Origin of the sequence: Gelidibacter salicanalis (genome assembly GCF_016469035.1) — a bacterium.
GTDB lineage: Bacteria > Bacteroidota > Bacteroidia > Flavobacteriales > Flavobacteriaceae > Gelidibacter > Gelidibacter salicanalis_A.
In genome coordinates this window covers 95,611-113,645 of sequence record NZ_JAEHJZ010000001.1, presented here as the reverse complement: position 1 = coordinate 113,645, position 18,035 = coordinate 95,611, and the positions used below count along the sequence as shown (strand labels likewise).

The window sequence follows — 18,035 nt, the reverse complement described above, 5'->3', positions numbered from 1 at the left end:
TATGTTATTTTTAATGGATGAATTTTGTCCCTACATCCTTATTGTCTATAATATCAACAATAACATTTGCGCGCTTTCCGTTTGCAATGTACGTTTGGATATTCTTTTGGGCGGTTCCTTTTGCGATTTTGAGCTTAGAAGCCATTCCGCCACGACCTTCGCCTTCTTTCTTGTCTGAGGCCATTACGTATTGTTCTACATCAGCATCAACTTTAACCTCTTTCAATTGTTTTGAATTTTCATCATCGGGGTGGCCTGTATATAAACCGTCTGTATCGGACAGGATGATCAAACGGTCAACATCCAATAACTCAGATACTAAACTCGCCAATTCATCATTATCAGAAAACATAGACATGGTTAATGAGGTCGCATCATCTTCATTCGCAATTGGCGTGATACCTTCTGAAAGAAGACCTTCATAACAGTTGATCATATTTTCACGATGTTTACCGATGTCAAAATCACGTTTTGTGGCCAACACTTGTGCGCAGCGCATTCCATAATCGTGAAATAGACTGTAATAATGGCGCATCATTCGTGGTTGTCCAACAGATGAATATACTTGTCTTCTTATGGCCGGATCTTTAATACTGGTCTCGCCAAGAATTTCCTTACCGGCGATTGCTGATCCTGAAGATACCAGGATGACTTCTATATCTCTTTCGTTTAAAACAGATATTTGTCTTACCAATTCCCTTAGAACAGGACCTAAAATTCTATTATCTTTATTTGTCAGTACATTGGTACCAACTTTTACTACTACTCGTTTTGTGTTCATACTATTTTTTTCCTAATTCAACGGCTCTGTCAAATGCTGCATATGCCGCGTCTTCAATAAGTTGCTTTACATTATTATCGTCCATAGAATCTATGGCTGCTTGAGTGGTTCCGCCTTTTGAGGCTACTTTTTCAATCCAAGATTTTGGAGAAATATCATTTTGATTAAAGAGCTCTATGGCGCCCTCAAAAGTGTTGCTGACGAGAACCTTAGAATCAAAATCTGAAAAGCCCATTTTTAAAGCGGCCTCCAACATAGATTGCATAAAGTAAAATACATAAGCCGGGCCACTCCCTGAGATACCTGTAGAGGCATCAATAAAGTTCTCCGTATTTACATGAATTGACGTTCCGGTGGTGTCCAAAAGGTTTCTCACCATAAGCAGTTCTACTTTTGATACGGCTTTAGATTCCGTATAAGAGGTAACGCCTTTACCAACTTGAGCTGGTAGATTTGGCATTGTTCTGACCACTTTGCTTCTGCCTAAATCTTGTTGGATGGTTTCTATGGTGACACCAGCCATCAGCGATACAAAAATCTGTTCATCGTTGAGCATCGGCTTCATCGTTTTAAACAAATCTTCACTGTGAAAAGGCTTGACCGCTATAAATACAATGTCGGCTTTTGGCAAACAATCGTCAAGCGAGTCAAAAACCACAAATTGTGGTTGTTGTCTTAATGTTTCAATTTTTTTTGGATCTGTGTCAAAAATCCGTAGTTTATGTTTACTGAGCAAAGGCGAACTTGCCATTCCTTCTGCATAGGTCAATCCCATATTTCCTGCTCCAATGACTAATACTTTCATTTCTTAATTTGTTGATTATCAATGTTATTTGCGTTATTAGTTGCAAGGACTGTACGGAAGACCTGTTTTGTGCGACTTATTTTGAAGATTCACCGAATTAACAAATTTACCTGATGTAAGCTGCGTTTTTGTGAATTAAGGACTGTTATAACTGTTAAATCCTTAAAACTGAAAATGCAAGAGAGGTGACAGGTTGTCGGGATTGCGCAAGTTTGTCGGGCTTTGAATAATATCGGTCATAAAAAAACCTCACAGGTCTCGAAGACCTGTGAGGTTTGGTAAAAGAATTTATAAAAAAGGAAATTAATCTTCTTTTTTATCTTCTCTTGGTCTACGATCGTCACGTCTGTCATCACGACCTCTATTGTCACGAGAGCCGCGGTTATCACGTCCACCACTTCTGTTATCTCTACTATTATCTCTTGGCGGTCTTGCTACATAACCTTCTGGTTTTTCCAACAAAGCCTTGCGAGATACTTTTTCTTTACGTGTTTTAGGATCAACGCCAAAGTATTTCACTTCAAATACATCGCCCATATTGACTACGTCAGATACATTTTCAGTACGTTCCCATGCCAATTCACTTACGTGTAACAACACTTCGTTTCCTGGTGCGTCTAAATATTCAACAACAGCTCCAAAATCTAGCATTTTAATAACTTTCACTTGGTAAGAACCACCAATTGTTGGTTTGAACAACAATGAATCGATTTTGGTCAATACTGCATCGATACCTTCTTGATTGGTACCTAAGATTTCCACAATACCTTCTTCTGTAATAGGATCTTCGTTGATAACAATCGTCGTTTTTGTTGTTTTCTGTAATTCTTGAATCACTTTTCCACCTGGTCCAATCAAGGCTCCAATGAATTCGTTAGGAATAACACGCGTAATCATTTTTGGAGCGTGCGCTTTAACTTCAGTGTTTGGCTGTGCAATAGCTTCTACCAATTTGTCAAGAATATGTAAACGACCATTACGTGCTTGCTTTAAGGCATTCACTAAAATTTCGTAAGACAATCCTTTTACCTTGATGTCCATTTGACAAGCGGTAATTCCATCTGCAGTACCCGTAACTTTAAAGTCCATATCTCCTAAATGATCTTCATCACCAAGAATATCAGACAACACAGCGTATTTTCCAGATTCTGCATCAGAAATCAATCCCATTGCAATTCCTGAAACAGGTTTCTTCAACTGAACACCAGCATCCATCAGCGCCATTGTACCGGCACAAACTGTAGCCATTGAAGAAGAACCGTTAGATTCTAAAACTTCAGATACCACTCTTACTGTGTAAGGACACTCATCAGGCACCATCCCTTTCAATGCACGTTGTGCCAAGTTACCATGACCTACTTCTCTACGGGAGGTGCCACGGATTGGTCTTGCTTCTCCAGTTGAAAACGGTGGGAAGTTATAATGTAAATAGAAACGCTCTTCACCTTCAAAAGATGGCATGTCTATTTGGTTTGCTTCTCTTGATGTTCCTAAAGTAACTGTAGCCAAGGCTTGAGTTTCTCCACGTGTAAAGATTGCAGAACCGTGTGTAGATGGTAAATAATCTACTTCACACCAAATTGGTCTGATCTCGTCAGTCTTACGACCATCCAAACGCAACCCTTCATTTAGGGTCAAGTCGCGAATGGCAGCTTTTTCGGCCTTATTGTAATATTTTGAAACCATACCACCATAATCAGCCAATTCTTCTTCGCTAAATGAGGCTTTAATGTCTTCTTTAATGGCATCAAATGCCGCACTGCGTTCATGTTTTGCTGAACCAGCTTGTGCTATAGCATACACTTTGTCGTAGGCCATAGTGTGAATTTTTTGAGCTAAATCAGCATCTTCGCGTTCTGCATCATATTCACGAACGGCTTTCTTACCGAAAGCTTCCGCCAATCTCATTTGCGCAGCACACTGTACTTTAATGGCTTCATGGGCAAATTTGATAGCATCTGCCATTTCTTCTTCAGAAATTTCATCCATCTCACCTTCAACCATCATTACAGAATCCGCAGAAGCACCAATCATCATGTCAATATCTGACTCTAATAACTGCGCTCTTGTTGGGTTGATGACAAATTCACCATTAATACGTCCTACACGTGCTTCAGAAATAGCACATTCAAAAGGGAAATCTGACAACTGAATGGCAGCAGAAGCCGCTAATCCAGCCATTGCATCAGGCATCACGTCATCATCATGAGACATCAACTGAATCATTACTTGAGTTTCTGCGTGATAATCTTTAGGGAACAATGGACGCAATACTCTATCAACTAAACGCATGGTCAAAACTTCGCCATCACTAGGTCTTGCTTCTCTTTTGAAGAAACCACCTGGGTAACGTCCTGAGGCAGCAAATTTTTCTCTATAATCGACAGTTAACGGTAAAAAGTCAACGTCACTTTGTTTGTAATTGGAAACAACTGTACATAATAACATGCAGTTTCCAGATTGCACAACAACCGAACCATGGGCTTGTTTAGCCAATTTTCCGGTTTCGATGGAGATTGTACGTCCATCACCAAGGTCAATGACCTCTTTAAAAACTTTTGGAATCATAATTTTTTTAATTCTAATTAAACAATGGTCTCCGCCTTTTTATAAGTCGGACAGGGTTGTGTTGTTGTGTAGTGTTGTGTGTTGACCAATGAAAAACCGTTAAGTCCCTCCCGATAACTATCGGGACGATAACTATCGGGACGATAACTATCGGGACGATTGCTATCGGGATATTTTGGGATCTCGCTTCTTATATGCGATTTGTTAACTCTTACGCTTGAGTGTGACAGTAAAAAAAAACCACGCTGAAAGGCGTGGTCTTTATAGTGATTATTTTCTTAATCCTAATTCTTTAACGATAGCACGATATCTTAAGACATCCTTTTTAGTTAGATAGTCGAGCAAAGAACGACGCTTACCTACTAATTTTACTAGAGAACGCTCCGTATTATAATCTTTACGGTTCTTTTTTAAATGTCCTGTTAAATGATTGATTCTGTAAGTAAACAAAGCAATTTGCCCTTCTGCAGAACCTGTGTCTTTTGCACCTTTACCGTGTTTTGTAAAGATGTCTTCTTTTTCTTTTTGATCTAAATACATGCTAATATTATTGTAAATGATTGTTATGTACGACTCGGTTTTCGAATCAAGCTGCAAATATAGTAATTATTATAATATGAATAAGGGTTGAAGCCATAATTTAATGACTTCCGGAATTAGTTTATTAGATACAATTTGTTGCAATCGAGTTAATGGTTCACGGTGTAATTGGTTATTTTTGAGGCAGATCCCTCACAACCATGCCCTCACATTTAGTTACTATTAAGGATACGCTTTTTGAAAATATATTTAACCATGCTCCCAACGGTATTGCTGTTATGGGGTTAGATTTTAGATGGGTTAGGGTCAATCAGAGTCTGATGGATCTTTTGGGATATTCTGAAGAGGAGTTTTATACCATGACATTTCCTGATATTACGCATAAGGATGATATAGGTATTGATAAGGAACAGCTCGGGCAATTGTTAAACGGTGATATTGACCGGTATCAAATTGAAAAGCGCTATTTCCACAAAACGGGAACCGTGATTTGGGTAATTTTATCAGTCTCCGTGGAAGTCAGCAAAGATGGTGTACCTCGTTATTTTATAATACAAACTGATGATGTTACAAGGCAAAAGGAAATGCTTAAACAGGTGACTGCTATTACCACTATAGCAAACATTCAAAATGAGCGGTTGAAAGACTTTGCACACATTGCCACCCATGATCTTAGAACCCACCTTGGTAATTTAGGAATGATTACAGATTTTATGAAAGAGGAACTACAAGGCATTGAGCAAAACGGCAATTTTATGATGCTCAAAGAGTCTCTGTCTCAATTGGAAAGTACCATTTCAAATCTTAATGAGGTTAGAAATTCTGATTTTGGGGCGCAGGAGCAGATGCTCTCTTTAAACTTAAGAGAGTTTGTTGATAATGCCATTTATAATATAAACGCGATAGCACTACATGAAAAATGTGATATTGTCAATCAGGTCAGTGCTACTTTAAATGTGCTGGGTATTCCGGTATATCTAGATAGTATCATTTTAAATTTATTAACCAATGCTATAAAATATAGTTCGAAAGACCGTCGCTCATACGTGCAGTTGTCTAGTATGGTCATTGATGATTTTGTTGTTTTGGAAGTTAATGATAATGGCCTAGGTATTGATATGGATGTGCACCGGCATGAGCTCTTCCAGTTTAAGAAAACCTTCCACCAACGTGCAGATTCGAGAGGTATTGGCTTATTTATTACAAAAAATCATGTGGAAAGTATGGGGGGCAAGATAACCGTGGAAAGTCGCGTAAATGTGGGGACTACTTTTAAAGTGTTTTTTAAAAGGGCTTCACTCGGGAGTAAAGGTTTAAAAATAATGCCACACGAACTAGAAAATTAATAAAAATTCTAGTGGGTGTGGCAAAACTATGTTATCAAGCTTTTAATCAAGCTCTTAAAGGTTGATTGGTAATCAAATCAATATATTGATTGATCTTGTTTTTCAAATCCTTACGTTCTGTAATAAAATCCAAGAAACCGTGTTCCAATAAAAACTCAGCAGTTTGGAAATCTTCAGGGAGTTCCTGGCCCGTTGTGTCTCTTACAACTCGCGGTCCTGCAAATCCGATTAGCGCTCCTGGTTCGCTGATGTTAATATCGCCCAACATTGCAAAAGAAGCGGTGGTACCACCTGTTGTTGGATCTGTACATAAGGAGATATAAGGAATGCCTGCATCAGCCAATTGTGCTAACTTAGCCGAGGTTTTGGCCAATTGCATCAACGATAAAGCGGCTTCCTGCATCCTTGCGCCACCTGATTTTGAGATGATCACATAAGGTAGCTTTTTCTTCAGTGCATATTCTCCTGCACGGGCAATCTTTTCGCCTACCACACTTCCCATAGAACCACCAATAAATGCAAAATCCATACACGCTACAACAATATTCTTTCCTTTAGACTTTCCTACAGCACAGCGTACCGCATCTTTTAGGCTGGTCTTGGCTTCAGCAGCTTTTAAACGGTCTGGATATGTTTTGGTATCCTCAAACTTTAAAGGGTCTTTGGATGCCAAATTAGGATCTAATTCCTTAAATACATTATCGTCAAATAGAATTTGAAAATACTCCTTGCTGCCAATTCTTACATGATAACCATCTTCTGGACTCACAAAGAAATTTTTCTCCAGTTCTTCAGTATCTATAATTTTACCCGTTGGAGATTTGTACCACAAGCCTTTTGGCGTGTCTTTTTTCTCCTCTGTAGTAGTGGTGATTCCTTTTGTTTTTCTTTTAAACCAAGACATTGATTTACGATTTTAGATTTTAGATAGCCGATTTTTAGAATTACAAAATCACCATCGAAAAGTTAGTTTAGGAATGCAAAGTTATAAAGTATTTACGTTATTTAAATCTTCAAATGCCTTTTTTAATCTTTCAACAAAAGATTCTTCTCCTTTTCGAAGCCAAACACGTGGGTCATAGTACTTCTTGTTTGGAGAATCTTCACCATCAGGGTTGCCAATTTGTGTTTCTAAATAGGCTTCGTTTTTCTTGTAATAATCACGAATACCCGTCATAAAAGCATATTGCATGTCTGTATCTATATTCATCTTGATCACACCATAACTAATGCCTTCGCGAATTTCTTCAACGGTTGAACCTGATCCGCCGTGGAAAACAAAATCAATATGATTGTGAGGCAGGCCATGTTTCTTGGATAAAAATTCTTGAGAGTTTTTAAGAATTTTTGGAGTTAATTTTACGTTTCCTGGCTTGTAAACCCCGTGTACGTTTCCGAAAGCGGCAGCAATGGTGAATTGATCGCTAATTTTGCTCAGTTCTTCATACGCATAAGCTACTTCTTCCGGTTGTGTGTATAACTTAGAATCATCAACATCAGTATTGTCTACACCATCTTCTTCACCACCCGTAATGCCCAGTTCAATTTCTAAAGTCATTCCCATTTTGCTCATGCGCTTTAGGTATGCTTTACAAATCTCGATGTTTTCTTCAATTGGTTCTTCAGAAAGATCGATCATATGTGAGCTGTATAACGGTTTACCAGTTTCTTTAAAATGTTTTTCACTGGCATCTAAAAGTCCGTCAATCCAAGGCAATAATTTTTTCGCGCAATGGTCTGTATGTAAAATTACAGGAACCCCATAAGCTTCTGCCATAAGATGAACATGTTTTGCTCCGGCAACGGCACCTGCAATAGCTGCTTTTTGTCCGTCATTGCTCAAGCTTTTTCCAGCGTTAAAAATAGCACCCCCATTGGAGAATTGAATAATTACTGGTGCGTTTAATGCTGCTGCAGTTTCTAAAACACCATTGATGGTATTGGATCCGATAACGTTGACTGCTGGTAAAGCAAAGTTTTTTTCTTTTGCCAGTTTAAAAATAGCCTGTACCTCTTTGCCTGTAGCAACACCTGGTTTTATGTTGTGACTCATAATATTTTAGTTGTTTAATTAATTTCAAAAATAATGAAATTAAAGCTAAATAAGGGTTTTGAGAGGGCTGTTTTTTATAAATAGATCTTATTTGAGCTACCGAAAACCTTATAGTATCAGGCAAATATTTCAATCCAACATAATTTGAGGTTTTATTTAAAGGAAGGTTCATACAAAATTGAAAGACTGTATGTTTTTAGTCTGTACCCACGAAGGATTGAAGAAGTTGTGTTGCGGATAGGTTATTAAAATGGGTAGTTAATACCAATATTGTAAACTGCATTGTTGAAGTTGTAATCTTTAAGCCAACGGTCACCCAAATTGTAGGAGGGATCATAGGTTTTAAATCCGATATCGCCACGAAGCACAAAAAAACTAAAATCATAACGCAAACCAAATCCGGAGCCTACCGCGATATCTTTTAACGAGCTTAAACTATCAAAGGTTTGTGCCTCATCAGTAACATCATCAAATACGTTCCAGATATTGCCTGCATCCACAAATAAAGCACCAAATAAGGATCCAAAGAGATTGAAACGCTGCTCAGCACTAAAATGAAGTTTCAAATTGGCCTCATTAAATTCGTTGGTAGATTTTAAGCTTCCCGGACCTAAGTTATAAGCGGTCCAAGCGCGGTTGTCATTGGGGCCACCGGCAAAGAAACTTTTAGAAAAAGGAATGTTTTCTGAATTGCCATAAGGTACCGCAATGCCAAAATAACTTCTTACGGCAAAGACGCTCCTTTTACCTAAATCCCAATACTTCACATAGTCAAATTCAGCTTTGGTATATTGCGAAAAGGCAACTCCAAAAATATCATAACGATCATTGTTATTTTTATTGGCACCTGTAATATTAGCAATGCTGGATAATAAATTGCCGGCAAACTCCAATCTGAACCTGATAATGGAAAAGTCGTTGTCAAAAATAGTCTCCCTTCTGTTCTTAACGTAATTAAAACTCGAAGAAATAATCAGGTTGTTTTCTGTTAACCTCCTTTTTCTTTGATCAATATTACTGATGGTTTGATAATCTTCATCAATAGGAGATAATGACGTATTATTATTGAGAACTGCACTAATAAATTGATCGGCACCGTTAGGGATGCTCAAATTGTCAGTATTATCTATGTAATTGATGTTTTTGGCAATACTATTCAAACTACTGAATGAGTTTTGATAAACCCCAAAGTAGTTATCTACGTTTAGGTTCTTTACAAATTGCACATTAAAGAGGTCCAGCGTGTTGGTTACTTTTTGATTTGGATACCAATTGTAACTCAAAATACCGGTTAGGGTTTGTTTGTCCAATCCGATGTTGCGCTGACTGGTAGCACCAGCGCTAATACGTGTACTTGGCGACATGAATTTTGGAATGACTTTATTTGTGTTGACAGGGAAAAACAACCGCGGAATGGTGAGTTTGACCGTAGCACCAACTTCAGTGATGTCAAAAAAAGCGTCTTTAGAGTTGTTGGCATCTTTAGAAGCGCCAATGGAGCCCAATCCTGAGACTTCTAAAGTTTCTGCGCCTTTAAAAACATTCCGTATCAATAGTCCGCCACTAAAAGCAAAACCAATTGTTTGAATGTTACTTTGTGACACTTCTGCGTTAAAATTAAGTCCAAATTTTTTCTTCGGAATCAAATAAATATTAGCAGTCAGGGTGCTGTCCTTTTCGTCTTCTACATATTCAATATTAGGGTATTTAAACGTACGCAATTCACTTAAATACCTATAGGTGCGTGTACGATTGATATCTTTAAAAATACCACCTTTCGTAATAAATACAGCATCTGTTAAGGCTTTTGCACGGTATTTGGATTTGCCGTAGCTGTAAATGTTAAACCCTTTGTAGTTAATGGTGTCAGTAGGTACTAGATCTTTATTTTGATACGCATCATCCGTAAAAATATTCACGTCCTTAATTTTGTAAATCTTGAAGGGTCTGACTTCAACAGAGTCGTCATACCTGATAATTCTGTTTTGTATGATAATATCCGTATTTACCTTTTTATTGGTACCAATGGTGTCAATTTCAAAGGTAATATAATCCTGCGCAAAGTGAAAAAGCCCTGAATTTCGAAGTTCTGTCGTCAATCGGTCGCGCTCATTGGTCAAATTATTCTCTTTAAACTGATCGCCCTTTACAATCAGTGATTTCTTTTTGAGCGTTTTATAAAGCGTGTCTATTACTGGCGATTGGATTTTTGTCCTTATGGAATCTAAGAAATAAGGGTCGCCCGTTTTTACAAAGTAGTCTATTTTGGCGCGTTTTGTGCCCGTAGTATCTATTTTATAAGAGGCCACAGCGTTGAACCAACCATTTTTGTAATAATAAGTTTTGAGATTGGTGGTCGATTTATCTGTCTTAGCAGTATTGATTATAACTGGTGGCTCCCCCGTGGTTTTTAGCCAACTGTTAAAAGTGCTTTTAGAGTTGATGAGCGCTTCGTATTGTTTAAGCGATAAGAAGTTTTTAAGTCCCGTTTTTGGATCTTCAGGATTTCTATATTTGGTGTTTAAAATAGAGTCAATGTTAGGTCGTGCAAGATTGTAAATATGGAGCCTTATCGGGACGCCAAATAGCGGAAGTTTGCCATTGGGTTTTTGATATAATAAACTGCTCAGCGCATCTGTATTGTTCTTTTTATCATTGACATGAATGCTGTTGTCCATCAGTAAATAATCATCACTGCTAAGGCGTTTTACAGCATTGCATGATGACAACATTAGGAATAGTGTTGTAATAAATGATATTTTTGCTACCTTAAGTTTCAAAGAGAAATTGACATAAGTGTTGATGAATGCAAATTTAATGTTTTTATAGCTGGTAAAATCAAACATAACATAAATGCTTGATAGGAATTAATAACGTCACAAAAGTAAATAGATTTTAATGTTAACAAAGAATCAAATAAAATTAATTACAAGCCTGGTACAGAAAAAACAACGCTCAAAACATCAACTATTTACTGTAGAAGGAAAAAAAGCGGTTGATGAATTTTTAAGGTCTTCTTACAAATTACACCATTTGTATGCGGTGCATGCCGATTTTAATATTGAAAGCGCGTATTTTACTCTGATCAGTGACGCTGAACTTAAAAAAATCAGTGCCTTAACCACGCCACAGGAGGTGTTGGCCGTTTTTGAAATTCCTAAGGCTAAACATGTGTCTACTGAAAGGTTGATTCTGGCCTTGGATGCGGTCAGGGATCCTGGAAATTTGGGAACCATTATTAGGCTTTGCGACTGGTTTGGTGTTGAGCACATCGTATGCAGTGAAACCACTGTAGACTGCTACAACCCAAAAGTGGTGCAGGCGACCATGGGGTCTTTAACCCGAGTGCATTTAAGTTATCTGAATCTCGAGGACTTTTTAAGGAATGCCAAGGTTAAAAAATTTGGTGCGTTTATGGATGGCAACACTATTTACGAAACCACCTTACCAGAGACGGGCATATTAATTATGGGCAATGAAGGTAGTGGCATTTCAACTGATATTGAAGCACTTATTGAACATCGGCTGAGTATTCCAAGTTACAGCCTACACCAATCAACAGAAAGTTTAAATGTGGCTACAGCTACGGCCATTTTATTGAGTGAGTTTAAAAGAAGGGGGTAGGTTTGAGGTTTGAGGTTTGAGGTTTGAGGTTTGAGGTTGTGGGAGATTCAAAAATGAATATTAACTCAATTTTTGTAGTTTGAGTTTGCAATTAATATCTCAGTCTTAATATTGAGTTTTTTAAAGAAAACCGAGTAAAATTTTGCTTAAACGTTTTGAAATAAATAATTTTTCATAATCATAATCATAATCATAATCATAATCATAATCATAATCATAATCATAATCACCAATCACCAATCACCAACCCGCCCGTACCGAAAAGGCACGTTCGGGCGGGTCACCAATCACCATTATTGAAACGTGAAATTCACAAACACACCACGGGTTTGCATTTTATTAATTGTACCCGTCCATGGTGTTTCATCAGGACCATTATCTCTAACCAATTCGTCATTAATAGCAAAAACGCCTCTAATAGAAGGTGTAAACTTAAACCATTCCAAATAAAAGTCAATCCCAAAACCTAGCTCATAAAACAACATGCTACTTTTGGTCCTAAATTGGGTTGAACGGTTGTCCTCTGGATTGTCTTCGTTGCTCGACAAATTTAAAGCGGTAGAAAAGCCTCCCACAAGAAACGGTTTAAAATTATTGATCCGTTTGGTGGACACCTTTAATAATAAAGGAAAATGGAGATAGGTGGATTTCACTTCACGGAATAGATCTCCTGGCCTGAATTCATTACTAATAAAATAGGGGTGTTGTGTAAATATGTTGTTTTTGTTACTGTATTCCAGATTTCTACGCGTAATGTATAAGCCCGGTTCAAAACGAAGATTTAAATATTCATTGATGCGCATATCGCCTACAAGACCTACGTTAAATCCCACGGTGGTTTCTACAAGAATATCTGGACGTATGGCCTGATCAGCATCATATTTAAATTTAAAATCATAACTGTTAAACCCTAAAAAATAACCCCAAGTCAGGAAATCCTTGTCAAAATTTTCTTGATTTGTGATTTTTTCTTTCGAAAATAATTGTGCGGATGCAGCGGTGTACATCAACAATAGCACTATACTAAGGACTGTTCTTTTCATTATTGTATTGAGATTCGGGATCAATTAATCAGATTTAAGACTTTGTGGCCGTGTAAATTGTTGCGACGCCCATGGTTTGAGGTAAATCTTTAACATTACTAAACCCAATTTGTCTTAAAATATTGTTTAGAGCTTCACCATAAGGAAAAACCGAAGCGGATTCACTGAGATAGGAATATGCCACACGGTCTTTTGAGAAGACTTTTCCTATGGTAGGTAAAATGTATTTTGAGTAGATTTTGTACCCTTGTTTGAAGGGCGTTTTTACTGGGACAGAAGTTTCTAAAATCACAAATGTACCTTCTGGTTTCAAAACACGTAAAATTTCAGAAAGTCCTTTTTCTAAATTTTCAAAATTCCTAACCCCAAAAGCTACAGTAATGGCATCAAAACTGTTGTCTTCAAAAGGAATGTTTTCAGAATCTCCCAGTATCATTTTAATTTTGTCGCTCAATTTACGTTCGGCAATTTTTTTACGTCCTACCTCAAGCATGCCTTCACTTATATCTAAACCAATTATCTCTTGAGCATTTGTCTGGGCTAAATTTATTGCCAAATCGCCAGTGCCAGTTGCAATGTCTAAGATGCGCTTGGCGTTTGATTTAGCAACAATGTCCACCACTTTTTTTCGCCATTTTACATCGATTCCAAAAGAAATAACCCGGTTTAACCCATCGTATTCTTTAGAAATATTGTCAAACATTTGCGCCACTTGTTGCTTTTTGTTTAACTGACTGTCCTTGTACGGCTTTACTTTTTCTGACATTACACTATTTTTGGCAAAATTACATATTTTTTCATTGCTAAGCTGTCATCGTCTTATGAAAAGTCGGGCTAATATCGTATTTATAACCTCATCGGATCAGCTAAACGGGTATTGTCAATTGTTACAATTCTATTATATCCCATCCAAATTCAATGGGACACATTTTAATAGCTTATATTTGTACGTTTTTTTGAATACATCTACTAATGAAAATAATTATTGCAGGTGCTGGTGAAGTTGGATTTCATTTGGCAAAATTATTATCTTACGAATCGCAAGAAATCACCCTATTAGATACAAAAAAGGAGAATTTAGTGTACGCTATTGACCATCTGGACATTAGAGTCATTAAAGGTGACGCGACTTCTATTGCGGTTTTAAAGGATGCCAGAATTGCAAATTCCGACCTATTTATTGCCGTAACCTCATCAGAAACTACAAATATTACCGCCTGTGTTTTGGCCAAACAACTTGGCGCTAAAAGAACTATTGCAAGAATTTCTAACGTCGAATTTATTGACCAGAAAGATGAGGTTGGTTTTTCTAAATTTGGAATTGATGAGTTGATTTCGCCAGAATCTTTAGCTGCAGGCGAGATAGAACTGCTCTTAAACCAATATGGTTTTGATGACGGATATGAATTTGAGGATGGCGCCTTAACCATGTTGAGTTTAAGGCTTTCAGAAAGTGCCAGTTTTGTGAATAAAACGGTTCAGGAAGCGGCAGAGGTGTTTCCACAACTTCATTTTGTGCCGATCGCTATTCAACGCTTCGGAACTCAATATACCATTATACCTCGTGGCGACACGGAGTTTAAGGAAGGTGATAAAGTTATTTTTGTCACCTCAAAAGGTGGGAGTGAGGATTTATTCAAGCTTTCGGGCAAAATGAGGCTGGATGTCAAGAACGTTATGATTCTTGGGGGTAGTAAGATTGGTCATAAAACGGCCAAAGATTTATGTGCTGCCAACTTCAGAATTAAATTGATTGAAAGCAATAAAGATGTTGCTTTTGAAATGGCGGACGATTTGCCAAATGCATTGGTTATTCATGGCGACGGGCGGGATGTTGAGTTGCTGGAAGAGGAGAATATCAGTAAAATGGACGCCTTTATCGCGGTTACAGGAAATTCAGAAACCAATATCATGTCGTGTCTTGTGGCCAAATCTAAAGGGGTTAAGAAAACCATTGCCTTAGTTGAAAATATGGATTATTATCAGATCTCTGAATCTATTGGGATTGACACGTTGATCAATAAAAAACTGTTAGCGGCCAATAATATTTTTAGATACATCCGTAAAGGTGAGGTAGTAGCAATGACCAAGCTTAATAATATGAACGCCGAATTATTGGAATTCGTGGTAAAAAAGCGTTCTAAAATTACCGATAAAGTCATAAAGGATTTAGATTTTCCGCGGTCGGCCATTATTGGAGGGGTGATAAGAAATGGAACAGGAATAATTCCGTTAGGCGATTTTAAGGTGCTTGCAGGAGATCGCATAGTAGTTTGCTGTTTACCAAAATCTATTACCCAAGTAGAAAAATTCTTCTTTTAATAAAGCTTATTGTCACTTAAAAATATGAGATATTCGAGCGTTCGCAAGAATATATGCGGCGTTCTCTTAGTTTTGAAAGAAACCCTATGAAAATCAATTACAAAATCATCTTCAATTTTTTCGGGCTGTTATTGCTATTCAACGGCGGCTTTATGCTATTGGCCACATTGATCAGTCTGATTTATGATGACGGTGTTACCCTAAAGCTCTTTCTCTCTGGGCTGGCTATATTACTGATTGGCGGTTTTTTAATGCTCGTTACCAAAGATCATAGTAAAGACATGAACAAGCGGGAAGGCTATATGGTGGTCACCCTCGGTTGGATTGTCATGACCATTTCTGGCGCATTGCCCTATATGGCCACTGAGGTGATTCCGAGTTTTACCAGTGCATTTTTTGAAACCATGTCTGGTTATACAACAACCGGCGCTACCATATTAAACGACATTGAAGTGGTGCCAAAAGGAGTGTTGTTTTGGCGCAGTACCACCCATTGGATTGGTGGAATGGGAATTATTGTGTTGGCCATTGCCATTTTGCCTTTATTGGGCATTGGCGGGATGCAGTTATTTGCCGCAGAAGCTCCTGGGCCAAGCGCAGACAAGTTGCATCCGCGCATTACCGATACAGCAAAGCGTTTATGGCTCATATATTTTGGATACACCGCAGCAGAAACTATTTTGTTAAACGTAGCGGGAATGTCATTTTTTGATGCAATCAACCATGCAATGAGTACCATCTCTACCGGTGGTTTTTCAACAAAAAACGCCAGTTTGGCGCATTGGAATGACAAGCCGCTGATTCAGTATATCGTTATCACGTTTATGTTTTTGGCCGGTACTAATTTTGTCTTGAGCTATTATGCCTTTAAAGGGAGGGTTCAAAAAGCTTTGAATGATGAAGAATTGCGTTGGTACTTTAAATTTATAGTGTCTTTCACCATTATTGCTGCCTTGACTATTTATTTCAAAGCAGATTTGTCACTCTCTTCCATTGATCATCCGATGGTTTGGGGAAGGGCTGAGAGTGCCACCCGTCATGCCTTGTTTCAAGTCGTATCCGTCATTACCACTACTGGATTTATTACCGCCGATTATACCTTATGGACCCCTTTGTTGATCGTGTTTTTCTTCGGAATGATGTTTTTGGGCGGTTCTGCCGGAAGTACCTCAGGGGGTGTTAAGGTGGTGCGCCATTTGATCTTGATAAAAAATGGATTTCTAGAATTTAAACGTGCTCTGCATCCTAATGCAGTATTGCCCGTGCGTTATAATACGAAAGCCATACCGGGAGTTGTGGTGTATAATATTCTGGGCTTTTTTATTTTATACATGCTCTCTTTCATCGTGGGTGCTATCGGATTCTCTTTTTTTGATATCGATTTCAAGTCTTCTGTAGGTTTGGCGGCGTCTAGTTTAGGAAATATTGGTCCAGCCTTGGGAGCTTTTGGTCCGGTGAATAATTACGCCGCCTTGCCGCCTTTGGCGCAGTGGTGGGCTTCTTTCTTAATGCTGCTTGGGCGTTTGGAGTTGTTTACCGTGCTGATATTAATGACCCCGTTTTTCTGGAGGAATAGATAGTTGTAAGAGGGGTCTTTAAAGTGTGAGTTATGATAATCTTATTGGTTCCTGTCTCTGTCAATTCTCTAAGTGGAAGTTGAGGATGTGATTTTTCTGAGACTAAAAGATGATGTCTTTGCTAATGACCGGATAAAAACAATCGTCTAAAATTTTCTTTTTAGACGATTGTTTTTAAATTTTAACTAACTGCCGCTTTAATACGTTTTATAGCTTCAATAATTTGTTTTTGAGATGCTGCATAAGAAATTCTAATACAATCTGGATTTCCAAAAGCACCACCATCTACCGTAGCCACTAAAGCTTCTTCCAATAAATATAAAGAGAAGTCTGAAGCATTCTGTATTGTTTTTCCTCTCAAAGTCTTCCCAAAATAATAAGATATATTAGGGAATACATAAAATGCGCCTTCCGGGATATTTGTTTTAAAGCCTTCAATATCTTGAAGTAAATCAAGCACCAAATCACGACGGATTTTAAATTCGTCAATCATAAACTGCACTCTAGTAGGCGATTCATTTAAAGCAGTAATTACGGCACGTTGTGCTATACAATTGGCGCCACTGGTAATTTGTCCTTGCATTTTGTTGCAGGCGCGTGCAATTTTTTCAGGGCCTCCAATATATCCAATACGCCAGCCGGTCATTGCAAAGGCTTTTGAAACCCCATTTACCGTAACCGTTCGGTCATACATATCTTCAAATTGTGCCATGCTTGCATGTTCACTCGAAAAATTGATATGCTCGTAAATCTCATCAGAAACCACAATAATGTTAGGGTGTTTAACTAACACATCAGCCAAGGCACGCAACTCTTCTTTGCTATAAACAGACCCACTTGGGTTGCAAGGAGAACTGTACCAGAGCATTTTGGTTTTGGGCGTAATAGCAGCTTCCAATTGCGCTGGTGTCATCTTAAAATCAGTTGCAATAGTAGTTGGTACTTCTACAGGAATACCATCATTTAATTTTACCAAATCTGCGTAGCTTACCCAATAAGGGCATGGTAATATAACCTCGTCGCCATCATTTAACAACACCGCTGCAAGATTGGCGAGTGATTGTTTGGCGCCTGTGGATACTACAATTTGACTGTAATTATAGGAGAGCCCATTATCGCGTTTGAATTTTTTGATAATGGCATCTTTAAGTTCTACGTAACCGTCAACCGGGGTGTAAGCACTATAGTTGTCATTAATGGCTTGTATAGCAGCCTCTTTGATATAATCTGGAGTGTTGAAATCTGGTTCGCCAAGACTTAGACCGATGATATCTTTTCCTTCTACCTTTAATTCCCTGGCTTTAGCGGCCATTGCTAAAGTGGCAGATGTAGACATGTTTAAAATTCTATCTGAAAGTAAATTCATTTGCAAGTAA

At 38.1% G+C, this 18,035-nt stretch carries 14 protein-coding genes; 4 read left to right on the top strand and 10 right to left on the bottom strand.

The genetic code is table 11. The features are described 5' to 3' along the window. Window positions 1-10 precede the first annotated feature (10 nt). From proB to rpsO, 4 genes are all read right to left on the bottom strand, one after another. Entirely contained in the window at window positions 11-781 is a 771-nt protein-coding gene (proB, locus tag JEM65_RS00520) for a glutamate 5-kinase (RefSeq protein ID WP_199596589.1), read from the bottom strand. Window position 782: 1 nt separating this feature from the next. After that, window positions 783-1,586 (bottom strand): pyrroline-5-carboxylate reductase, encoded by an 804-nt coding sequence (gene proC, locus JEM65_RS00515; RefSeq protein WP_199596588.1) that lies wholly within the window; start codon window positions 1,584-1,586, stop codon window positions 783-785. Window positions 1,587-1,889: 303 nt separating this feature from the next. Beyond that, window positions 1,890-4,154, bottom strand: coding sequence for a polyribonucleotide nucleotidyltransferase (locus JEM65_RS00510; RefSeq protein WP_199596587.1), 2,265 nt, complete (start codon window positions 4,152-4,154; stop codon window positions 1,890-1,892). Window positions 4,155-4,424: 270 nt separating this feature from the next. Continuing rightward, on the bottom strand, window positions 4,425-4,694 hold the full coding sequence (rpsO, locus tag JEM65_RS00505; RefSeq protein ID WP_199596586.1) for a 30S ribosomal protein S15: 270 nt from the start codon (window positions 4,692-4,694) through the stop codon (window positions 4,425-4,427). A gap of 200 nt (window positions 4,695-4,894) precedes the next feature. Here rpsO and JEM65_RS00500 point away from each other — a divergent pair, with 200 nt between their 5' ends. After that, the gene (locus tag JEM65_RS00500; protein ID WP_199596585.1) at window positions 4,895-6,040 is read left to right on the top strand and encodes a sensor histidine kinase; all 1,146 of its coding nucleotides are present in this window, start codon (window positions 4,895-4,897) and stop codon (window positions 6,038-6,040) included. A gap of 46 nt (window positions 6,041-6,086) precedes the next feature. On the opposite strand, the gene accD is transcribed toward JEM65_RS00500, so the two are convergent. The 3 genes from accD to tamL form a co-directional block, all read right to left on the bottom strand. Further along, window positions 6,087-6,944, bottom strand: coding sequence for an acetyl-CoA carboxylase, carboxyltransferase subunit beta (accD, locus tag JEM65_RS00495; RefSeq protein WP_199596584.1), 858 nt, complete (start codon window positions 6,942-6,944; stop codon window positions 6,087-6,089). Between the two features lie 81 nt (window positions 6,945-7,025). Next, window positions 7,026-8,093 (bottom strand): class II fructose-bisphosphate aldolase, encoded by a 1,068-nt coding sequence (fbaA, locus tag JEM65_RS00490; protein ID WP_199596583.1) that lies wholly within the window; start codon window positions 8,091-8,093, stop codon window positions 7,026-7,028. Window positions 8,094-8,338: 245 nt separating this feature from the next. Further along, the gene (gene tamL / locus JEM65_RS00485) at window positions 8,339-10,939 is read right to left on the bottom strand and encodes a translocation and assembly module lipoprotein TamL (RefSeq protein WP_233530456.1); all 2,601 of its coding nucleotides are present in this window, start codon (window positions 10,937-10,939) and stop codon (window positions 8,339-8,341) included. A 52-nt stretch (window positions 10,940-10,991) separates the two neighbouring features. On the opposite strand from tamL, the gene JEM65_RS00480 reads away from it, so the two are divergent. Continuing rightward, window positions 10,992-11,717, top strand: a complete 726-nt coding sequence (locus tag JEM65_RS00480) for a TrmH family RNA methyltransferase (protein WP_199596582.1) — start codon at window positions 10,992-10,994, stop codon at window positions 11,715-11,717. Window positions 11,718-12,010: 293 nt separating this feature from the next. On the opposite strand, the gene JEM65_RS00475 is transcribed toward JEM65_RS00480, so the two are convergent. After that, entirely contained in the window at window positions 12,011-12,760 is a 750-nt protein-coding gene (locus JEM65_RS00475; RefSeq protein ID WP_199596581.1) for a porin family protein, read from the bottom strand. A 34-nt stretch (window positions 12,761-12,794) separates the two neighbouring features. Continuing rightward, window positions 12,795-13,526: a bifunctional demethylmenaquinone methyltransferase/2-methoxy-6-polyprenyl-1,4-benzoquinol methylase UbiE gene (ubiE, locus tag JEM65_RS00470; RefSeq protein WP_199596580.1), complete on the bottom strand. Its 732-nt coding sequence runs from the start codon at window positions 13,524-13,526 to the stop codon at window positions 12,795-12,797. 206 nt (window positions 13,527-13,732) lie between these two features. Between ubiE and trkA the strand changes: the two genes are divergently transcribed. After that, window positions 13,733-15,082: a Trk system potassium transporter TrkA gene (gene trkA / locus JEM65_RS00465; protein ID WP_199596579.1), complete on the top strand. Its 1,350-nt coding sequence runs from the start codon at window positions 13,733-13,735 to the stop codon at window positions 15,080-15,082. 86 nt (window positions 15,083-15,168) lie between these two features. Further along, complete coding sequence (locus tag JEM65_RS00460) at window positions 15,169-16,662, top strand: TrkH family potassium uptake protein (protein WP_199596578.1); 1,494 nt, start codon at window positions 15,169-15,171, stop codon at window positions 16,660-16,662. A 178-nt stretch (window positions 16,663-16,840) separates the two neighbouring features. Here the strand turns inward: JEM65_RS00460 and JEM65_RS00455 are convergent, their stop codons facing one another. Then, entirely contained in the window at window positions 16,841-18,025 is a 1,185-nt protein-coding gene (locus JEM65_RS00455; RefSeq protein ID WP_199596577.1) for a pyridoxal phosphate-dependent aminotransferase, read from the bottom strand. Window positions 18,026-18,035 lie beyond the last annotated feature (10 nt).